Origin of the sequence: Pseudomonas lactis (assembly GCF_001439845.1) — a bacterium.
Classification (GTDB): domain Bacteria; phylum Pseudomonadota; class Gammaproteobacteria; order Pseudomonadales; family Pseudomonadaceae; genus Aquipseudomonas; species Aquipseudomonas lactis.
In genome coordinates, this window is sequence record NZ_JYLO01000010.1 from 217,225 (window position 1) to 233,930 (window position 16,706).

Below are 16,706 nucleotides of genomic sequence, written 5' to 3' on the forward strand. Positions count from 1 at the left end.
ATTCGCCCCCTTGTTGTTTGTCCCGTATGAAATACAGCGCCCTTTGCCTGGACGCGGTCCATGTGGGAGCTGGCTTGCCTGCGATACAGGCGCCTCGGTCATTCAGTGATACCGCGGCGCTGCTATCGCAGGCAAGCCAGCTCCCACAGATGTCCGCTCCGGAACGAGGGCGTTGCTGACATGATTGCAGCCCCACCAGATCAGAGTGAGATTGGATGTGAGCAAGAGAGCCTATAACTTCTGTGCCGGTCCCGCGGCGCTTCCTGAAGCAGTCCTGCAGCGTGCGCAGGGTGAACTCCTCGACTGGCATGGAAAAGGCCTCTCCGTGATGGAAATGAGCCATCGCAGCGATGAGTTCGTGTCCATCGCCAACAAGGCCGAGCAGGACCTGCGCGACTTGCTGGGCATCCCATCCCATTACAAAGTGCTGTTCTTGCAGGGTGGTGCGAGCCAGCAGTTCGCCCAGATCCCGCTGAACCTGCTCCCCGAAGGCGGCACTGCCGACTATATCGACACCGGTATCTGGGGGCAGAAGGCCATTGAAGAAGCCTCGCGCTACGGCCATGTCAACGTGGCAGGCACCGCCAAACCCTACGATTACTTCGCCATTCCCGGTCAGAACGAGTGGAAGCTGTCCAAGGATGCGGCCTACGTGCACTACGTCGCGAACGAAACCATCGGCGGCCTGGAATTTGACTGGGTACCTGAAGTAGGTGACGTGCCACTGGTGTGCGACATGTCCTCGGACATCCTCTCGCGCCCGATCGACGTGTCCAAATACGGCATGATCTACGCCGGCGCGCAGAAGAACATCGGCCCGAGCGGCATCCTGGTCAATATCATCCGCGAAGACCTGCTGGGCCGCGCCCGTTCCCTGTGCCCCACTATGCTCAACTACAAGGTCGCGGCCGATAACGGCTCGATGTACAACACCCCGCCGGCGTTTGCCTGGTACCTGTCGGGCCTGGTGTTCGAATGGCTCAAGGAGCAGGGCGGTGTCGCGGCCATGGGCAAGCTCAACGAAGAGAAGAAGCGCGTCCTGTACGACTTCATCGACGCCAGCGGCCTGTACAGCAACCCGATCAACCTCACCGACCGCTCGTGGATGAACGTGCCGTTCCGCCTGGCTGACGACCGCCTCGACAAGCCGTTCTTGGCTGGTGCCGACGCGCGCGGCCTGCTGAACCTGAAGGGCCACCGCTCGGTGGGCGGCATGCGCGCCTCCATTTATAACGCCGTCGACATCCACGCCATCAATGCGCTGGTTGCCTACATGGCAGAGTTCGAGAAGGAACACGGCTAATGTCTGAGCAAGAACTCAAGGCCCTGCGCGTACGCATTGACAGCCTGGACGAGAAAGTCCTGGAGCTGATCAGTGAGCGTGCGCGCTGCGCCCAGGAAGTGGCCCGGGTGAAAATGGCGTCGCTGGCGGAAGGCGAAGTGCCGGTGTTCTACCGCCCCGAGCGTGAAGCCCAGGTGCTCAAGCGCGTGATGGAGCGCAACAAGGGCCCGTTGGGCAACGAAGAGATGGCGCGGTTGTTCCGTGAAATCATGTCCTCGTGCCTGGCGCTGGAGCAGCCACTGAAAGTGGCCTACCTCGGCCCTGAAGGCACCTTCACCCAGGCCGCAGCCATGAAGCACTTCGGCCACGCGGTGATCAGCAAGCCGATGGCGGCTATCGACGAAGTCTTCCGTGAAGTCGCGGCCGGTGCGGTGAATTTTGGCGTGGTGCCGGTGGAAAACTCCACCGAAGGCGCGGTCAACCACACGCTGGACAGCTTCCTCGAACACGACATGGTGATCTGCGGTGAGGTGGAGTTGCGTATCCACCACCACCTGCTGGTGGGTGAAAACACCAAGACCGACAGCATCAGCCGTATCTATTCCCACGCCCAGTCCCTGGCCCAGTGCCGCAAGTGGCTGGACGCCCATTACCCGAATGTCGAGCGCGTGGCGGTGTCCAGCAACGCTGAGGCGGCCAAGCGGGTCAAGGGTGAGTGGAATTCGGCGGCGATTGCCGGCGATATGGCCGCGGGCCTGTACGGCCTGACGCGCCTGGCCGAAAAAATCGAAGACCGCCCGGATAACTCCACGCGCTTTTTGATGATCGGCAGCCAGGAAGTGCCGCCCACCGGCGACGATAAGACCTCGATCATCGTTTCCATGAGCAACAAGCCCGGCGCGCTGCATGAGCTGCTGGTGCCGTTCCACGATAACGGGATTGACCTGACGCGCATCGAGACTCGTCCTTCGCGCAGCGGTAAGTGGACCTACGTGTTCTTTATCGACTTCATCGGCCATCACCGCGACCCACTGGTCAAGGGTGTGCTGGAGAAGATCAGTCAGGAAGCCGTGGCACTCAAGGTGCTGGGCTCTTACCCGAAAGCGGTTTTGTGAGGCTTTGACATGAGTGGCAACTTCCTCGCCCTGGCACAGCCGGGCGTGCAACAACTCTCGCCTTACGTTCCAGGCAAGCCTGTGGACGAGTTGGCCCGCGAGTTGAATCTGGACCCGTCCAAGATCGTCAAACTGGCGAGTAACGAAAACCCGCTGGGCCCGAGCCCCAAAGTGTTGGCGGCGATTCGTGAAGAGCTGGCCGAGCTGACCCGTTATCCCGATGGCAACGGTTTTGCGCTCAAGTCTTTGCTGGCGGACAAGTGCCGGGTCGAGTTGAACCAAGTGACCCTGGGCAATGGCTCCAACGACATCCTTGAACTGGTCGGCCGTGCCTACCTGGCGCCAGGTTTGAACGCGGTGTTCAGCGAACACGCGTTTGCGGTCTATCCGATCGTGACCCAGGCAGTGGGGGCGGATGCTCGCGTGATTCCTGCCAAGGATTGGGGGCACGACCTGCCGGCGATGCTGGCGGCCATCGATGCCCAGACTCGCGTGGTGTTTATCGCCAACCCGAACAACCCGACCGGCACCTGGTTTGACGAGCAGGCACTGAACGAATTCCTGCAGGACGTGCCCGAGCATGTGCTGGTCGTGCTGGACGAAGCCTACATCGAGTACGCCGAAGGCAGCGACCTGCCCGACGGCCTGGATTTCCTTGCGGCTTACCCGAACCTGCTGGTGTCGCGTACGTTCTCCAAGGCTTATGGCCTGGCGTCGTTGCGGGTCGGTTATGGCTTGTCCACCCCCGTGGTGGCCGATGTGCTGAACCGCGTGCGCCAGCCGTTCAACGTCAACAGCCTGGCCCTGGCGGCCGCCTGTGCGGCGGTGAAGGATGCCGAATACCTGGAAGAAGGCCGTCGCCTCAACGAAAGCGGCATGCTGCAATTGCAGGAAGGCTTTCGTGAGCTGGGCCTGGGCTGGATTCCGTCCAAGGGCAACTTCATCTGTGTCGATCTCGGCCAAGTGGCCGCGCCGGTGTTCCAGGGCTTGCTGCGCGAGGGCGTGATTGTGCGCCCGGTGGCCAACTACGGCATGCCGAACCACCTACGTATCACCATCGGTTTGCCGGCTGAGAACAGCCGCTTCCTTGAGGCGCTGGCCAAGGTTCTGGCCCGTGGTTGATGTCACTGCATTGCAACCTGCTGTGCCTATGATCGGTCGCCTGGTGGTGGTCGGCCTGGGGTTGATCGGTGGCTCCTTCGCCAAGGGCCTGCGTGAAAGCGGGCTGTGTGGCGAAGTGGTGGGCGTGGATCTCGACCCGCAATCGCGCAAGCTGGCGGTGGAATTGGGTGTGGTGGATCGCTGTGAGGCGGACCTGGCCGTTGCGTGCCAGGGCGCGGATGTGATCCAGCTTGCCGTGCCGATCCTGGCCATGGAGAAACTGCTGGCGGTACTGGCGGGTATGGACCTCGGGCAAGCGATCCTTACCGATGTGGGCAGCGCCAAAGGCAACGTGGTGCGCGCGGCACGATTGGCGTTTGGTGGCATGCCGCCGCGCTTTGTGCCGGGCCATCCCATCGCGGGTTCCGAGCAGAGCGGGGTGGAGGCCTCCAATGCGCAGTTGTTTCGTCGGCATAAGGTCATCCTGACGCCGCTTGCGCAAACCGATCCAACGGCACTCGCAGTGGTGGATCGTCTCTGGCGCGAGCTGGGCGCCGATGTGGAGCATATGCAGGTCGAGCGTCACGACGAAGTGTTGGCGGCTACCAGTCACTTGCCGCACCTGCTGGCATTTGGCTTGGTGGATTCGTTGGCCAAGCGCAACGAGAACCTCGAGATTTTCCGTTACGCAGCCGGTGGTTTTCGCGATTTCACGCGGATTGCCGGCAGCGATCCGGTGATGTGGCACGACATCTTCCTCGCCAATCGCGAAGCGGTGTTGCGCACCCTGGACACCTTCCGCAGTGACCTCGACGCCTTGCGCGACGCGGTGGATGCGGGAGACGGCCATCAACTGCTCGGCGTGTTCACCCGGGCACGGGTGGCGCGTGAACATTTCAGCAAGATCCTCGCACGCCGGGCCTATATGGAAACCGCAGTGAACACCGATGACCTGACCTTCATCGCCAGCCCGGGTGGCCGCTTGAGCGGGCGCATCCGCGTGCCGGGTGACAAGTCGATCTCTCACCGTTCGATCATGTTGGGGTCGTTGGCCGAGGGCGTGACCGAGGTGGAAGGCTTCCTTGAGGGTGAAGACGCCCTGGCGACCTTGCAGGCCTTTCGCGACATGGGCGTGGTGATCGAGGGCCCGCACCATGGGCGCGTGACCATTCACGGTGTCGGCCTGCAGGGCCTGAAGGCAGCGCCGGGGCCGATCTACGTGGGCAATTCCGGCACGTCGATGCGCCTGTTGGCCGGTGTATTGGCGGCGCAGCGCTTCGACAGCGTGTTGACCGGCGATGCCTCGCTGTCCAAGCGCCCGATGAACCGCGTGGCCAAGCCGCTGCGGGAAATGGGCGCAATCATCGAAACCGGGCCGGACGGGCGTCCGCCACTGAGCATTCGTGGCGGGCAATCGCTCAAAGGCTTGAACTATGTATTGCCCATGGCCAGTGCCCAGGTGAAATCCTGCCTGTTGTTGGCGGGGTTGTACGCTGAGGGTAAAACCTCGGTGACCGAGCCCGCACCGACCCGCGACCACACCGAGCGCATGCTGCGCGGCTTTGGTTACCCGGTGGCGGTGCAGGGCGCGACGGCGTCGCTGGCGTCGGGGCATGGGTTGACCGCTACGCGTATTGAAGTGCCGGGGGATATTTCGTCTTCGGCGTTTTTCCTGGTGGCGGCCTCGATTGCCGAGGGCTCCGAGCTGTTGCTGGAGCATGTCGGTATCAACCCGACCCGCACCGGAGTGATCGACATCCTGCGGCTGATGGGCGCTGATATCACCCTCGAAAACCAGCGCGAGGTGGGTGGCGAGCCGGTTGCGGATATACGTGTACGTGCTGCCGTGCTCAAGGGCATCGAGATTCCAGAGGCCCTGGTGCCGTTGGCAATTGATGAGTTCCCCGTGCTGTTTATTGCTGCAGCCTGCGCTCAGGGCCGTACTGTTTTACGCGGTGCCGAGGAGCTTCGCCTCAAGGAGTCCGATCGCATCCAAGTGATGGCCGACGGTCTGTTGGCCCTGGGCGTGAAGTGTGAACCCACCCCAGATGGGCTTATCATTGACGGTGGACCGATGGGCGGTGGTGAAGTGCATGCCCATGGCGATCATCGGATTGCCATGGCGTTCAGTGTGGCTTCCCTGCGGGCGAAGGCGCCTATTCGTATTCTTGACTGCGCCAATGTTGCTACGTCTTTTCCGAACTTTCTGACACTGTGTGCCCAAGTCGGCATCCGTGTTGCCCAAGAGGCTCAATTGTGAATATCAAAGCACCGGTGATTACCATCGACGGGCCTAGCGGCTCGGGCAAAGGCACAATCGCTGGCATTCTGGCCAAGCGCCTGGGTTGGTGCCTGCTGGATTCTGGAGCGCTGTACCGCCTGCTGGCGTTCGCTGCGCACAACCATGGTGTGGACCTGACCAACGAAGAGTTGCTGACCAAACTTGCCGCCCATCTGGATGTGCAGTTCATTGCGGCGACCGAGGGTCAGTTGCAGCGCATCATTCTGGAAGGTGATGAAGTCAGCGATGTGATTCGCACCGAGAGTATCGGCGCGGGTGCCTCCCAAGTGGCCGCGTTGCCCGCCGTGCGCGAGGCGCTGCTGCAGCGCCAGCGCGCATTCCAGGAGGCGCCGGGCCTGGTGGCCGATGGCCGCGACATGGGCACGGTGGTGTTTCCCGAGGCGCCGCTGAAGATTTTCCTGACCGCCAGCGCCGAGGAACGGGCACGCCGCCGTTACTTGCAGTTGAAGGGCAAAGTCGATGGTGTTAGTCTGTCGAGTCTGCTAGATGAGATCCGTGCACGCGATGAGCGTGATACCCAGCGTGCGGTAGCCCCGCTCAAGCCGGCGGCTGACGCCATACAGCTGGATTCCACGGAGCTGTCCATCGAGCAGGTGCTGGAACGCATCATGAGTGAAATCGCCATTCGCGATATCGCCGGGTGATCAAGAAGGCCGCAGGGGACCAGTCATAGTCCTGCGGTGGCTTCTTTTAACTGAAACTGACCCACACCGTCTGGGGTGTGGAGATGGGCGTATTCTTCGCCCTTATCAACAGGAATTAAAATGAGCGAAAGCTTTGCGGAACTCTTTGAAGAAAGCCTAAAAACCCTGAACCTTCAGGCAGGCTCCATCATCACCGGTGTTATCGTTGATATCGATTACCAAGCTCGCTGGGTAACCGTTCACGCTGGTCTGAAGTCTGAAGCTCTGATCCCGCTGGAACAGTTCTACAACGATGCTGGTGACCTGACTATCAATGTCGGTGACGAAGTTCACGTTGCTCTGGACTCGGTTGAAGACGGTTTCGGTGAAACCAAGCTGTCCCGTGAAAAAGCCAAGCGCGCTGAATGCTGGATTGTTCTCGAAGCAGCCTTCGCAGCTGAAGAAGTGGTCAAGGGCGTTATCAACGGTAAGGTTAAAGGCGGCTTCACTGTCGACGTTAACGGCATCCGTGCGTTCCTGCCAGGTTCTTTGGTCGACGTTCGTCCAGTGCGCGACACCACGCACCTGGAAGGCAAAGAACTCGAATTCAAAGTCATCAAGCTCGACCAGAAGCGCAACAACGTTGTCGTTTCCCGTCGCAGCGTGCTGGAAGCAGAGAACTCCGCCGAGCGTGAAGCTCTGCTGGAATCCCTGCAGGAAGGCCAACAAGTCAAAGGTATCGTCAAGAACCTCACCGATTACGGCGCATTCGTCGATCTGGGTGGCGTCGATGGCCTGCTGCACATTACCGACATGGCTTGGAAGCGTATCAAGCATCCTTCCGAAATCGTCAACGTTGGCGACGAGATCGATGTCAAGGTTCTGAAGTACGATCGTGAGCGTAACCGCGTTTCCCTGGGCTTGAAGCAGCTGGGCGAAGATCCATGGGTTGCTATCAAGGCTCGTTACCCAGAAAGCACTCGCGTCACCGCGCGTGTTACCAACCTGACCGACTACGGCTGCTTCGCAGAGCTGGAAGAAGGCGTGGAAGGCCTGGTACACGTTTCCGAAATGGACTGGACCAACAAGAACATCCACCCTTCGAAAGTCGTACAAGTCGGCGACGAAGTGGAAGTTATGGTTCTGGACATCGACGAAGAGCGTCGTCGTATCTCCCTGGGCATCAAGCAGTGCAAATCTAACCCATGGGAAGATTTCTCTGGCCAGTTCAACAAGGGCGATAAAATCTCCGGCACCATCAAGTCGATCACCGATTTCGGTATCTTCATTGGTCTGGACGGCGGCATCGACGGCCTGGTTCACCTGTCCGACATCTCCTGGAACGAAGTTGGCGAAGAAGCTGTTCGTCGTTTCAAGAAGGGCGACGAGCTGGACACCGTTATCCTGTCGGTTGACCCAGAGCGCGAGCGCATCTCCCTGGGCATCAAGCAACTGGAAAGCGATCCGTTCTCCGAGTACGTTCAAGAGAACGACAAAGGCGCCATCGTTAAAGGCACTGTGAAAGAAGTTGACGCCAAAGGCGCCATCATCGTTCTGGCCGACGATATCGAAGCGACTCTGAAAGCCTCCGAAATCAGCCGTGACCGCGTTGAAGACGCGCGCAACGTACTGAAAGAAGGCCAGGAAGTAGAAGCCAAGATCATCAGCGTTGACCGCAAGAGCCGCGTGATTCAGCTCTCCATCAAGTCGAAAGACGAAGTGGAAGAGAAAGAAGCTATCCAGAGCCTGAAAGAAGCTGCTCCGGAAGCTGCTGCTGACACCACCATGGCGGCACTGCTGCGCCAGGCAATGGCTAAGCAGAACTAAGTTCTGTAAAGCTGTAGAAAAAGGGCGACTTCGGTCGCCCTTTTTTGTTGCCTCCCGCCTCAACGGTAGGAGCGAGCTCGCTCGCGAAAAACTCACAGACGACACGTTCATTCAAGATTCATGATCGTTCCCACGCTCCGCGTGGGAACGCCTCTTGAGACGCTCTGCGTCTCGTCCGTTAGCGCCAGTGGCGCAGAGCGTCACTGGCTGCATTCCCACGCAGAGCATGGGAACGATCACGATCAAGGGCCTTGCGATGCGAGGCCTTTTTTTTGCCTGAAATTTGATGAAGCAACTGCACCGAACCAAGGCATTCAGCCCAATGTCAGAACTGACTATAGTCATAAAAACGGCTATTTCGCGTTGCTGGCTCAATAAGGGTTTGAATGAACAGAATTATCGTAATACTCGCCTTGCTGGTACTTGCAGGCTGCTCCTCCACCAGCGCCAAGACCCACGCCAAGCGCGGCGTCAGCGGCATCGAGATCGACTGCTCTGGCCTGGGCAACAAGTGGGAAAAGTGCGAAAAGCGCGCTGCTCGTGAGTGCAAGATGCAGGGCTACAAGGTCATTACCCGCTCCAGCGATGCAGAGGACGAAGAGGGCGACTACCTGTTCGGCTGGAACCCTGCTGGCGCGGTGACGCGGACCATGTTGGTGATCTGTAAGTAAGGCGTTGGCTGCTCGCTGAGCGTGTTTATTCAGCCTCAGATAAGTTGACACATGGGCTGTTCAAATTCATCAACTCATGCTAAAACCTTCGGAGCGCTTTTCCTAGCTGCTTGAAAAAGAAGGGAAAAATATGACGAAGTCGGAGTTGATCGAACGAATTGTCACCCATCAAGGGCTGCTCTCATCCAAGGATGTGGAGCTGGCTATCAAGACCATGCTTGAGCAAATGTCCCAATGCCTCGCCACCGGAGATCGCATCGAAATCCGCGGCTTCGGCAGCTTTTCCCTGCACTACCGCGCACCGCGCGTAGGCCGCAACCCAAAAACCGGCCAATCCGTCAGCCTCGACGGCAAATTCGTTCCCCACTTCAAACCGGGGAAGGAATTGCGCGATCGGGTGAACGAAGAAGAGGAAGAAGGCGTCTGAGTGTTTTTGGGGAAGGAGAAGGGTATGCGTGGGGTTAAGCGCGTTGTTGCGGTGTTGATTGCGGTGCTTGCAGCGTTGGTGGTTTTGGCGTTTGTGCTGGAGAACCAGCAGGGCGTGGCGCTGTCGTTCCTGGGGTGGAGTACTGCGCAGATGCCGGTGGCGGTGTTTGTGGTGGTGGCTTTGATTTTGGGGATGGTGATTGGGCCGGTGTTGGGGGTGGTTGTGCGTAGGCGGCGGGGTAAAGCGATTGCTTAGTATTGCTCTTGGCGGGCTCTAAGAGCGAATGATGACCGTTTGTCAGAAATGTTATCACGCTTGAAGCCGGTAATTCTTTATGGTGGCCTATCGACTTAACCCCGTTGGTCGTAACAGTTCCCTCGGAAAAATCAGAAGCATCTGACATACATGTCAAGACTTGTAATGTTCCGGAGAGATGGCAGAATAGAATCTGTTCTCGATAACAGTCATTTTGTGTGCTCAGAATTTGGCAGGGACGCTGGGTTTTGGCGGTCATCCAATTAGAAAAAAATACACATCAGGTCTGCATAACGAGCCCGCAGTTTCTCTTTGAAGGCAGGTTTTTGTTGTGAGTAGTAGCTTCCGAATTCCCCCGACACCTTCGTCCGAAGAAGTTGATCTCGCGGTCCTTTTTCAATCTCTCTGGCGACAGAGAGTCCTTATAGCCGCTGTGACGCTAGTCGTTGGCGCTCTGGCTGTGATCTATGCCTTTTCGGCGACTCCGGAATTTCAAGTCAGCAGCGTTTTGCGTCCAGCGGCGATCAATGATCTGGATGCATTGAATCGGTCTGGGGTATACGTCCTCCCAGCGGGTGAGGCGTTGAACAAAGTCGGAGCATCTCTTGAGTCTTATGATACGCGGTTAAGCTTCTTCCGAGCCCGTCAAAGTTTATTTAAGGCCTTCGAGCGTCCAGGGAGAACCCTGGAGCAGAGTTTTGATGAGTTCAATCGCAACTCCATCAATCTGATTTTGCCAGATCCCAAGAAATTAGACTCCCTCAGCGCCTATATCAAGCTGGAGATGAGCTACCCTAAAGGGATAGATGGCGTGACTATCCTCAACGAATTCATCGAGTTTGCCATTGCCACCGAGCGTCGGCAGATTAGCGCGGACCTGAGCGTCATCATCAATAACCGACTGAATGAAATTCAAGGCAAGCTCAAGGCCGTCCGCTCGGGATATGAAATTGATAAAGAGGCAAAAATTGCCAGTTTGACCGAGGGTGATGTGCTTCGTCGTGCTCAGTTGCAGGACGAGCTAAAGGCTCTGAGGGCTCAGCTTAAGACTATTCGTCGTGATAGGCTTGCATTGTTGAACGAAGCAATCGGCATCGCTAAGTCGCTGGGTATCAAAAAACCAGCCACCCCGTCGTCACTCGGTGATGCAGATCGCAGCGGGGGGGGCAGCACGATGCATACCGAGATTAATAATCAGCAGATTCCGTTGTATTTCATGGGGGTTGATGCGTTAGAGGCTGAGAAAAATGCTCTCCTTCAGCGCAAATCCGATGACTTCACAGAGGGGCGTATCGCGCAAATCGCTAAAGAGCTTCAGTTGCTGCAATCCAACAGGCAGATTGAGGTTTTGAATCGTCGTGAAAATGAAGATCTGTTTTTAAGCAATGTGGAGCCCCTTCGTGCTGAAGAGGCGCGCCTACGCAGCTTGAATATTGATATGAGTCGCTTGAAGCTGGTAACTATTGACAAGCAGGCGTTGGAGCCACTGGGGCCTATCAAACCTAAGAAGGCGCTCATTTTGGCGGTCGGTCTGATTCTTGGCGGCATGCTAGGTATTCTCCTTGCCCTCATTCGTACAATGGTTGTAAATAAACGCCAGCTGATCATGAAATGCGTGCCTTTTAATGCTTCAGATATCGCCATCGAAAAGAAGGCCTCTTCTGAAGGCATCGTCCGACAGCCTTAGGAATGAGCTCGTCTATCACACGTTGAGCAGGCATGCATACCATGCGCGGTGTGGGTGCTATTTATTCCCGTTTCCCTCCTTTGAAATAGGAATATGTACCTATGTCAAATTACTTTTGGGTCATGCCTGAAAAATACTCGGGGTGATTCTATCCTGAGCAGAAAGATTCTGTGAACAGTGATCCATCACGCTGGCCAAGTGTAACGAACCACTTATTTGTATTTACATCCCGTAGTATGATTGTCAAATTTCATGGAACCGTTTTATTTGAAAGGCATCCAACGATTTATGGCACAAAGCCATGCAAGCAAGGTCCTGTGCTTTTTTTGCTGAAGTGGGTACGTGAAGCCTGCGCTAGCGATGGCGTTCCGATCCGAGCGCGTTACGTTAGTGTTGATTCTGTTTGTCAGCAGGGGCAGGTTCGGGCAGGCATTGGTAAGAGCAATAAGCTTCGTACGTAATGTAATGAATAATGTAAGTTAATGAGAACCCTCAAAAGAAGTATGAGCGAGGGAGCGTTGGAAGCGTATAGGGCAACGGTATCTGGAAACAGATCGATCTCACTGAGTGGGTTTTGAGCTTGAAGAACTTCGTACTGGAATTGTTTCAGTAAGTATTTTGGATTTTGATCATTTAGGTTTTAATTATGCAGAAACTGGAAGATATTAAGCTCGCCATCATCGGCCTTGGTTATGTTGGCCTCCCCTTAGCAGTAGAGTTCGGCAAACAGCGATCGGTGGTTGGATTTGACATTAACCAGCCGCGTATCCAAGCGTTGAAAGCGGGGCATGATTCAACCCTCGAAGTCAGCGACGAAGAGCTCAAGCAGGCCAGCTATTTGAGCTACAGCTGCGACTTGGCTGAGCTGGCTGCTTGCAACACTTTTGTTGTCACAGTTCCGACCCCGATTGATGAGTACAATCAGCCAGATTTGACGCCGCTCATAAAAGCATCTGAAAGCATTGGCAAGGTGTTGAAGAAGGGTGATTTGGTTATTTACGAATCGACTGTCTACCCTGGCGCAACTGAGGAAGATTGTGTTCCTGTACTTGAAAAGGTCTCAGGGCTGACATTCAACGTTGACTTTTATGCTGGATACAGCCCGGAGCGAATCAATCCTGGTGATAAAGAGCATCGTGTCACCACGATCAAGAAGGTGACGTCTGGCTCGACGCCGGAAATCGCTGACTTGGTGGACGCGCTGTATAATCAAATTATCGTCGCGGGCACCCATAAAGCTAGCAGTATCAAAGTTGCAGAAGCCGCTAAGGTTATCGAGAATACTCAGCGTGATTTGAACATTGCGCTTATCAATGAGCTGGCCATCATCTTTAATAAGATGGGTATTGATACTGAGGCTGTCCTTCAGGCAGCGGGTACAAAATGGAACTTTTTACCTTTCCGGCCGGGTCTGGTAGGCGGGCATTGTATCGGTGTCGATCCCTACTATTTGACGCATAAGGCCCAATCCATTGGCTACCATCCTGAGATTATATTGGCAGGACGTCGCCTTAATGACGGTATGGGCGCCTACGTTGTCTCTCAGTTGGTCAAGGCGATGCTCAAGGAGCGAATTCATGTCGATGGCGCTCGCGTATTGATCATGGGGCTGACATTCAAGGAGAACTGCCCGGATCTACGCAATACCCGCATCGTTGACATCGTCAAAGAACTTTCAGAATACAACATTGAAGTCGATGTCTACGATCCATGGGTTAACGCCAGTGAAGCTGAGCACGAGTATGGGATAACGCCGGTCTACGAACTCGAAACAGAAAAGTATGATGCCATCGTGCTGGCTGTGGCGCATACACAGTTCCGCGAGCTAGGTGCCAAGTCGATTCGGAGTTATGGCAAGTCTAAGCATGTACTTTACGATCTGAAGTATTTGCTGAGCACGGAAGAGTCGGATATCCGTCTCTAAGACTAATGTCTCTATTTGCTAACTCACTATTAATCTTGAGTATATAACTATGGCCCGCTATGAACAACTGTTAGATTTGCTTCAGGTATCTCCGAAAACTTGGCTAATAACCGGGGTGGCAGGTTTCATCGGTTCTAATTTGCTGGAAGTGCTTCTTGGTTTGAATCAGCGGGTCGTTGGATTAGATAACTTTGCAACAGGTCATCAGAGGAATTTGGATGAAGTAAAAAGTGCCGTTTCCTCTGGTCAATGGGCTAACTTTTCTTTTGTTCAGGGAGATATTAAAGTACTAGAAGATTGCCATAAGGCTTGCGATAGCGTTGACTACGTTTTACATCAGGCAGCGTTGGGATCGGTACCACGTTCTCTTAATGATCCGATTACTACCAACAATACGAATATTGATGGTTTCCTAAATATGCTAGTGGCAGCACGGGATGCAAAAGTAAAAAGCTTCACATACGCCGCAAGTAGCTCAACATATGGAGATCATCCAGGGCTGCCTAAGGTAGAGGACATCATTGGCAAACCACTGTCTCCTTACGCAGTGACCAAATACGTTAACGAACTGTACGCTGACGTTTTTGCCAAGTGTTATGGGTTTGATACTATTGGCCTTCGGTATTTTAATGTGTTCGGTAAGCGCCAGGACCCTGAAGGTGCATATGCGGCAGTGATACCCAAATGGGCGGCTTCCATGATAAAAAACGATGACGTTTTTATCAATGGTGACGGTCAAACCAGTCGGGACTTTTGTTTTATCGAAAATACTATCCAAGCGAACCTACTGGCTGCCACTACGACGGACTCGGCTTCGCGCAATCAGGTTTACAACGTCGCGGTCAGCGGTCGAACAGACCTAAATATGCTTTTTACGTCTTTGCGTGACGCATTGGCAAAAAATGGGATTAACTATGATAAGACCCCGGTGTATCGGGATTTCCGAGCTGGAGACGTTCGCCATTCACAAGCTGATATCAGCAAAATAAAAAAACACCTTCAGTATGAGCCTCGCTTTGACATTGTTGAGGGCGTCGAAAGAGCTATGCCATGGTACGTACGTTTTTTGAATTAACGTTATTCTTTTTTTTAATGTATGTATACATGGACCATAGACAGGGGGCAATAAGTTGCTAGCAAAACACGGTGCCGCTTATCTGGTTGTAAAGTTGATACCGGCAATATTGTCCCTATCGGCCTTGGTGATTTTTACGCGTATTTTGACGCCTGCTGAGTATGGAGTTTACTCACTGACTATCTTGGTTGCTGGTGTAGGTAATGCGGTGTTACTACAGTGGTTGAGCTTGGGGGTTGGTAGGTATCTTCCTGCTGTAACTGATAAAAAAGATGAAGAACGCTTGTTGGGAACTGCGAGATCGATTTCATTTATTATTTTTGTAGTCGTGATTGTTTTGTCGCTTATGTGCGCGGCCCTAGGCGCGTTTTCATCATTTTCAATAGTATTTTGGATGGTCGGTTTTTTGTTTGCGATCCAGGGTTGGCATGAACTTAACCTAAAGGTTTTAAATACATCTTTAAACCCTTTTGATTATGGGAAAGTACTCACCGTAAAAAGTGCAGTTGGCTTTTTTCTATCTGTAGTTGCGGCCTACCTGGGCTTTGGTGCAGAAGGGATATTGGCCTCAATCATAGTAGGTTCGATTGCCGCATGCGTAATCAGTAGGCGGATATGGAGTGGTTTGCCTTGGTTTTTTATCAATAGGGATTACCTGAGCAAATTATTCGCTTATGGTGCTCCGTTAACGATTACTTATCTCTTGATATTTGTTATTGATGCGTCTGATAGGTTTTTCATCGAGCGCATGGTGGGGGTTGAGGCTGTCGGCGTTTATTCAGCTTCGTATGAGCTGAGCCAGTATTCAATCGGCATGCTGACATCGGTCGTTCATTTGGCTGCCCTGCCATTGGTGATAAATGCACTGGCTAAAGAGGGCTTGCTGGCTGCGGGTTTAAAACTGCGTCAGACCTTTTCATTAGTGTTTGCGGTGGCTGTGCCATTGTCGGCAGGAATGGCGTTGACCGCCCCTGATATAGCGTATTCCATACTCGGGGATAAGTTTAGAGAGGGCGCTACTGTGATCATCCCTTGGATCGCGCTGGCGATGTTTTTAAGTACGATAAAATCATATTACTTCGATTACGCATTTCAACTGTCAAACTCCACTCGAATACAAATGGGTATTGTCTTCGTGAGTGCCGTCGTGAATGTTGTTTTCAACTATTTTCTCATTGCCGAATATGGCGCTACGGGCGCTGCGATTTCGACGGTGATCGCTTTTCTTGTTTCCTTGATATTGAGCTGGGCTTTGGGGCGACGCGTATTTGCTATGCCGCGTCTTCCCTATAAAAATGCGGCGCAAATTATAGTTGCTGTGGTGGTTATGGCAGCAGTAGTAAGCAGTATCAATTTTGAGTTGTCGGTGTTGTCTTTTTCGTTAAAGGTGATTTTGGGTGGTGCGGCCTATATAGCTGTATTACTACTATTTAACGCCAGAAACCTGATTGCCAATGTTCCTGCGTTGTTAAAAAAATAATTGCTGAGTGTTAGGGGGGAATTTGCCGTATTTTACAGTGTTTACGCCGACTTATAATAGAGCATATATTTTGAGTCAGGTGTATGAGTCGCTTAGGGTGCAAACGTTTCAAGATTTTGAGTGGCTGATTATTGATGATGGTTCCACTGATGGGACGCAGGCACTTGTCGAGGAATGGATAAAAAAGAAAGAGCTGAATATCCGTTACATTTATCAGAATAACCAAGGTAAGCATGCCGCGCATAATGTTGCGGTCGAGCATGCAACAGGTTATTTGTTTTTGGTTTTCGATTCCGATGACCGATGTGTTAACACAGCTCTGGAACGATTGAAGTTTCATTGGGAGGATATTGACATCTCACAGAGAGATCAGTTTTCGACGCTCTCAGTTCTATGCATGGATGATGAAAGTAATGTATTGGGTCAAGAGTATCCAAATTATATATGTGATATTGCTGATCCGGATCTACAGCGTCAATACCGTTCCATGGGCGATAAGTGGGGCGTTAATGTCACAGAAATATTGAAGCAGTATGAGTTCCCCATAATTGCGGGTGAGCGATTTATTGCTGAAAGCATTGTTTGGAATAGAGTTTCACTTGTCTATTCTGCTAGATTTGTTAATGAAAAGTTATGCATAAAAATTTATCGAAATGACGGGCTCACGCAGTCCTCGGTACGAATTAGGGTTAACAATCCATGTGGCGCCAGTCTGGTGTATCTTGAAGAGTTCAAGATACTGAAGGGCATCGCTAGCAGGTTCAAATCGGCTATTAATTATGTACGATTCGCCCTAAGGACAAACAAAATGGAAATAATATTTCCAAGTTGTAAAGCATCGCTCTTGATGATGTGTGCGTTTCCTGTGGGCTGTGCTTTTTATTTTGTTGATTCCTATCGGGTGAAAAAGTAAGGAACTAGGTTTTTGAATTTTGCT

The 16,706-nt window shown here is 53.6% G+C and carries 14 protein-coding genes; all 14 read left to right on the forward strand.

Annotated features, from left to right (window positions below; translation table 11 throughout):
• Positions 1 to 217: 217 nt before the first annotated feature.
• The 14 genes from serC (at position 218) to TX24_RS19040 (ending at position 16,682) form a co-directional block, all read left to right on the forward strand.
• Positions 218 to 1,303, forward strand: a complete 1,086-nt coding sequence (gene serC, locus TX24_RS18975; RefSeq protein ID WP_003189767.1) for a 3-phosphoserine/phosphohydroxythreonine transaminase — start codon at positions 218 to 220, stop codon at positions 1,301 to 1,303.
• Positions 1,303 to 2,397 carry a prephenate dehydratase gene (gene pheA, locus TX24_RS18980; protein ID WP_003172650.1) on the forward strand — a complete coding sequence of 365 codons (1,095 nt, stop codon included), beginning with the start codon at positions 1,303 to 1,305 and terminating at the stop codon, positions 2,395 to 2,397. The genes serC and pheA overlap by 1 nt, the downstream gene beginning before the upstream one ends.
• A 9-nt stretch (positions 2,398 to 2,406) precedes the next feature.
• Positions 2,407 to 3,519 carry a histidinol-phosphate transaminase gene (gene hisC / locus TX24_RS18985; protein WP_003189769.1) on the forward strand — a complete coding sequence of 371 codons (1,113 nt, stop codon included), beginning with the start codon at positions 2,407 to 2,409 and terminating at the stop codon, positions 3,517 to 3,519.
• 28 nt (positions 3,520 to 3,547) lie between these two features.
• Positions 3,548 to 5,758 (forward strand): bifunctional prephenate dehydrogenase/3-phosphoshikimate 1-carboxyvinyltransferase, encoded by a 2,211-nt coding sequence (locus TX24_RS18990; protein ID WP_057710875.1) that lies wholly within the window; start codon positions 3,548 to 3,550, stop codon positions 5,756 to 5,758.
• Positions 5,755 to 6,444, forward strand: coding sequence for a (d)CMP kinase (gene cmk, locus TX24_RS18995; protein ID WP_003189772.1), 690 nt, complete (start codon positions 5,755 to 5,757; stop codon positions 6,442 to 6,444). Before TX24_RS18990 ends, cmk begins: the two co-directional genes overlap by 4 nt.
• A 120-nt stretch (positions 6,445 to 6,564) precedes the next feature.
• Positions 6,565 to 8,250 (forward strand): 30S ribosomal protein S1, encoded by a 1,686-nt coding sequence (rpsA, locus tag TX24_RS19000; RefSeq protein WP_003189774.1) that lies wholly within the window; start codon positions 6,565 to 6,567, stop codon positions 8,248 to 8,250.
• Positions 8,251 to 8,636: 386 nt separating this feature from the next.
• Positions 8,637 to 8,921: a hypothetical protein gene (locus TX24_RS19005; protein WP_003189775.1), complete on the forward strand. Its 285-nt coding sequence runs from the start codon at positions 8,637 to 8,639 to the stop codon at positions 8,919 to 8,921.
• 130 nt (positions 8,922 to 9,051) lie between these two features.
• Positions 9,052 to 9,348: an integration host factor subunit beta gene (gene ihfB / locus TX24_RS19010; RefSeq protein ID WP_003189779.1), complete on the forward strand. Its 297-nt coding sequence runs from the start codon at positions 9,052 to 9,054 to the stop codon at positions 9,346 to 9,348.
• 24 nt (positions 9,349 to 9,372) lie between these two features.
• Positions 9,373 to 9,603, forward strand: a complete 231-nt coding sequence (locus TX24_RS19015) for a lipopolysaccharide assembly protein LapA domain-containing protein (RefSeq protein ID WP_057710876.1) — start codon at positions 9,373 to 9,375, stop codon at positions 9,601 to 9,603.
• A 331-nt stretch (positions 9,604 to 9,934) separates the two neighbouring features.
• Positions 9,935 to 11,290 carry a Wzz/FepE/Etk N-terminal domain-containing protein gene (locus TX24_RS19020; protein ID WP_073844210.1) on the forward strand — a complete coding sequence of 452 codons (1,356 nt, stop codon included), beginning with the start codon at positions 9,935 to 9,937 and terminating at the stop codon, positions 11,288 to 11,290.
• A gap of 646 nt (positions 11,291 to 11,936) precedes the next feature.
• A complete protein-coding gene (tviB, locus tag TX24_RS19025; RefSeq protein ID WP_057710877.1) occupies positions 11,937 to 13,214 on the forward strand; it encodes a Vi polysaccharide biosynthesis UDP-N-acetylglucosamine C-6 dehydrogenase TviB in 1,278 nt (425 codons plus the stop codon).
• Positions 13,215 to 13,263: 49 nt separating this feature from the next.
• Complete coding sequence (locus TX24_RS19030) at positions 13,264 to 14,289, forward strand: NAD-dependent epimerase/dehydratase family protein (RefSeq protein WP_082628830.1); 1,026 nt, start codon at positions 13,264 to 13,266, stop codon at positions 14,287 to 14,289.
• 55 nt (positions 14,290 to 14,344) lie between these two features.
• Positions 14,345 to 15,769, forward strand: coding sequence for an oligosaccharide flippase family protein (locus TX24_RS19035; RefSeq protein WP_057710879.1), 1,425 nt, complete (start codon positions 14,345 to 14,347; stop codon positions 15,767 to 15,769).
• A 37-nt stretch (positions 15,770 to 15,806) separates the two neighbouring features.
• Positions 15,807 to 16,682, forward strand: coding sequence for a glycosyltransferase family A protein (locus TX24_RS19040; protein WP_256575792.1), 876 nt, complete (start codon positions 15,807 to 15,809; stop codon positions 16,680 to 16,682).
• The last annotated feature ends 24 nt before the right edge of the window (positions 16,683 to 16,706 follow it).

Coding starts and splice junctions, on each gene's coding strand:
- TX24_RS18990 (WP_057710875.1), top strand. CDS start 3,548: ATGATCGGTCGCCTGGTGGTGGTCGGCCTGGGGTTGATCGGTGGCTCC.
- TX24_RS19030 (WP_082628830.1), top strand. CDS start 13,264: ATGGCCCGCTATGAACAACTGTTAGATTTGCTTCAGGTATCTCCGAAA.
- rpsA (WP_003189774.1), top strand. CDS start 6,565: ATGAGCGAAAGCTTTGCGGAACTCTTTGAAGAAAGCCTAAAAACCCTG.
- tviB (WP_057710877.1), top strand. CDS start 11,937: ATGCAGAAACTGGAAGATATTAAGCTCGCCATCATCGGCCTTGGTTAT.
- pheA (WP_003172650.1), top strand. CDS start 1,303: ATGTCTGAGCAAGAACTCAAGGCCCTGCGCGTACGCATTGACAGCCTG.
- TX24_RS19005 (WP_003189775.1), top strand. CDS start 8,637: ATGAACAGAATTATCGTAATACTCGCCTTGCTGGTACTTGCAGGCTGC.
- hisC (WP_003189769.1), top strand. CDS start 2,407: ATGAGTGGCAACTTCCTCGCCCTGGCACAGCCGGGCGTGCAACAACTC.
- TX24_RS19015 (WP_057710876.1), top strand. CDS start 9,373: ATGCGTGGGGTTAAGCGCGTTGTTGCGGTGTTGATTGCGGTGCTTGCA.
- ihfB (WP_003189779.1), top strand. CDS start 9,052: ATGACGAAGTCGGAGTTGATCGAACGAATTGTCACCCATCAAGGGCTG.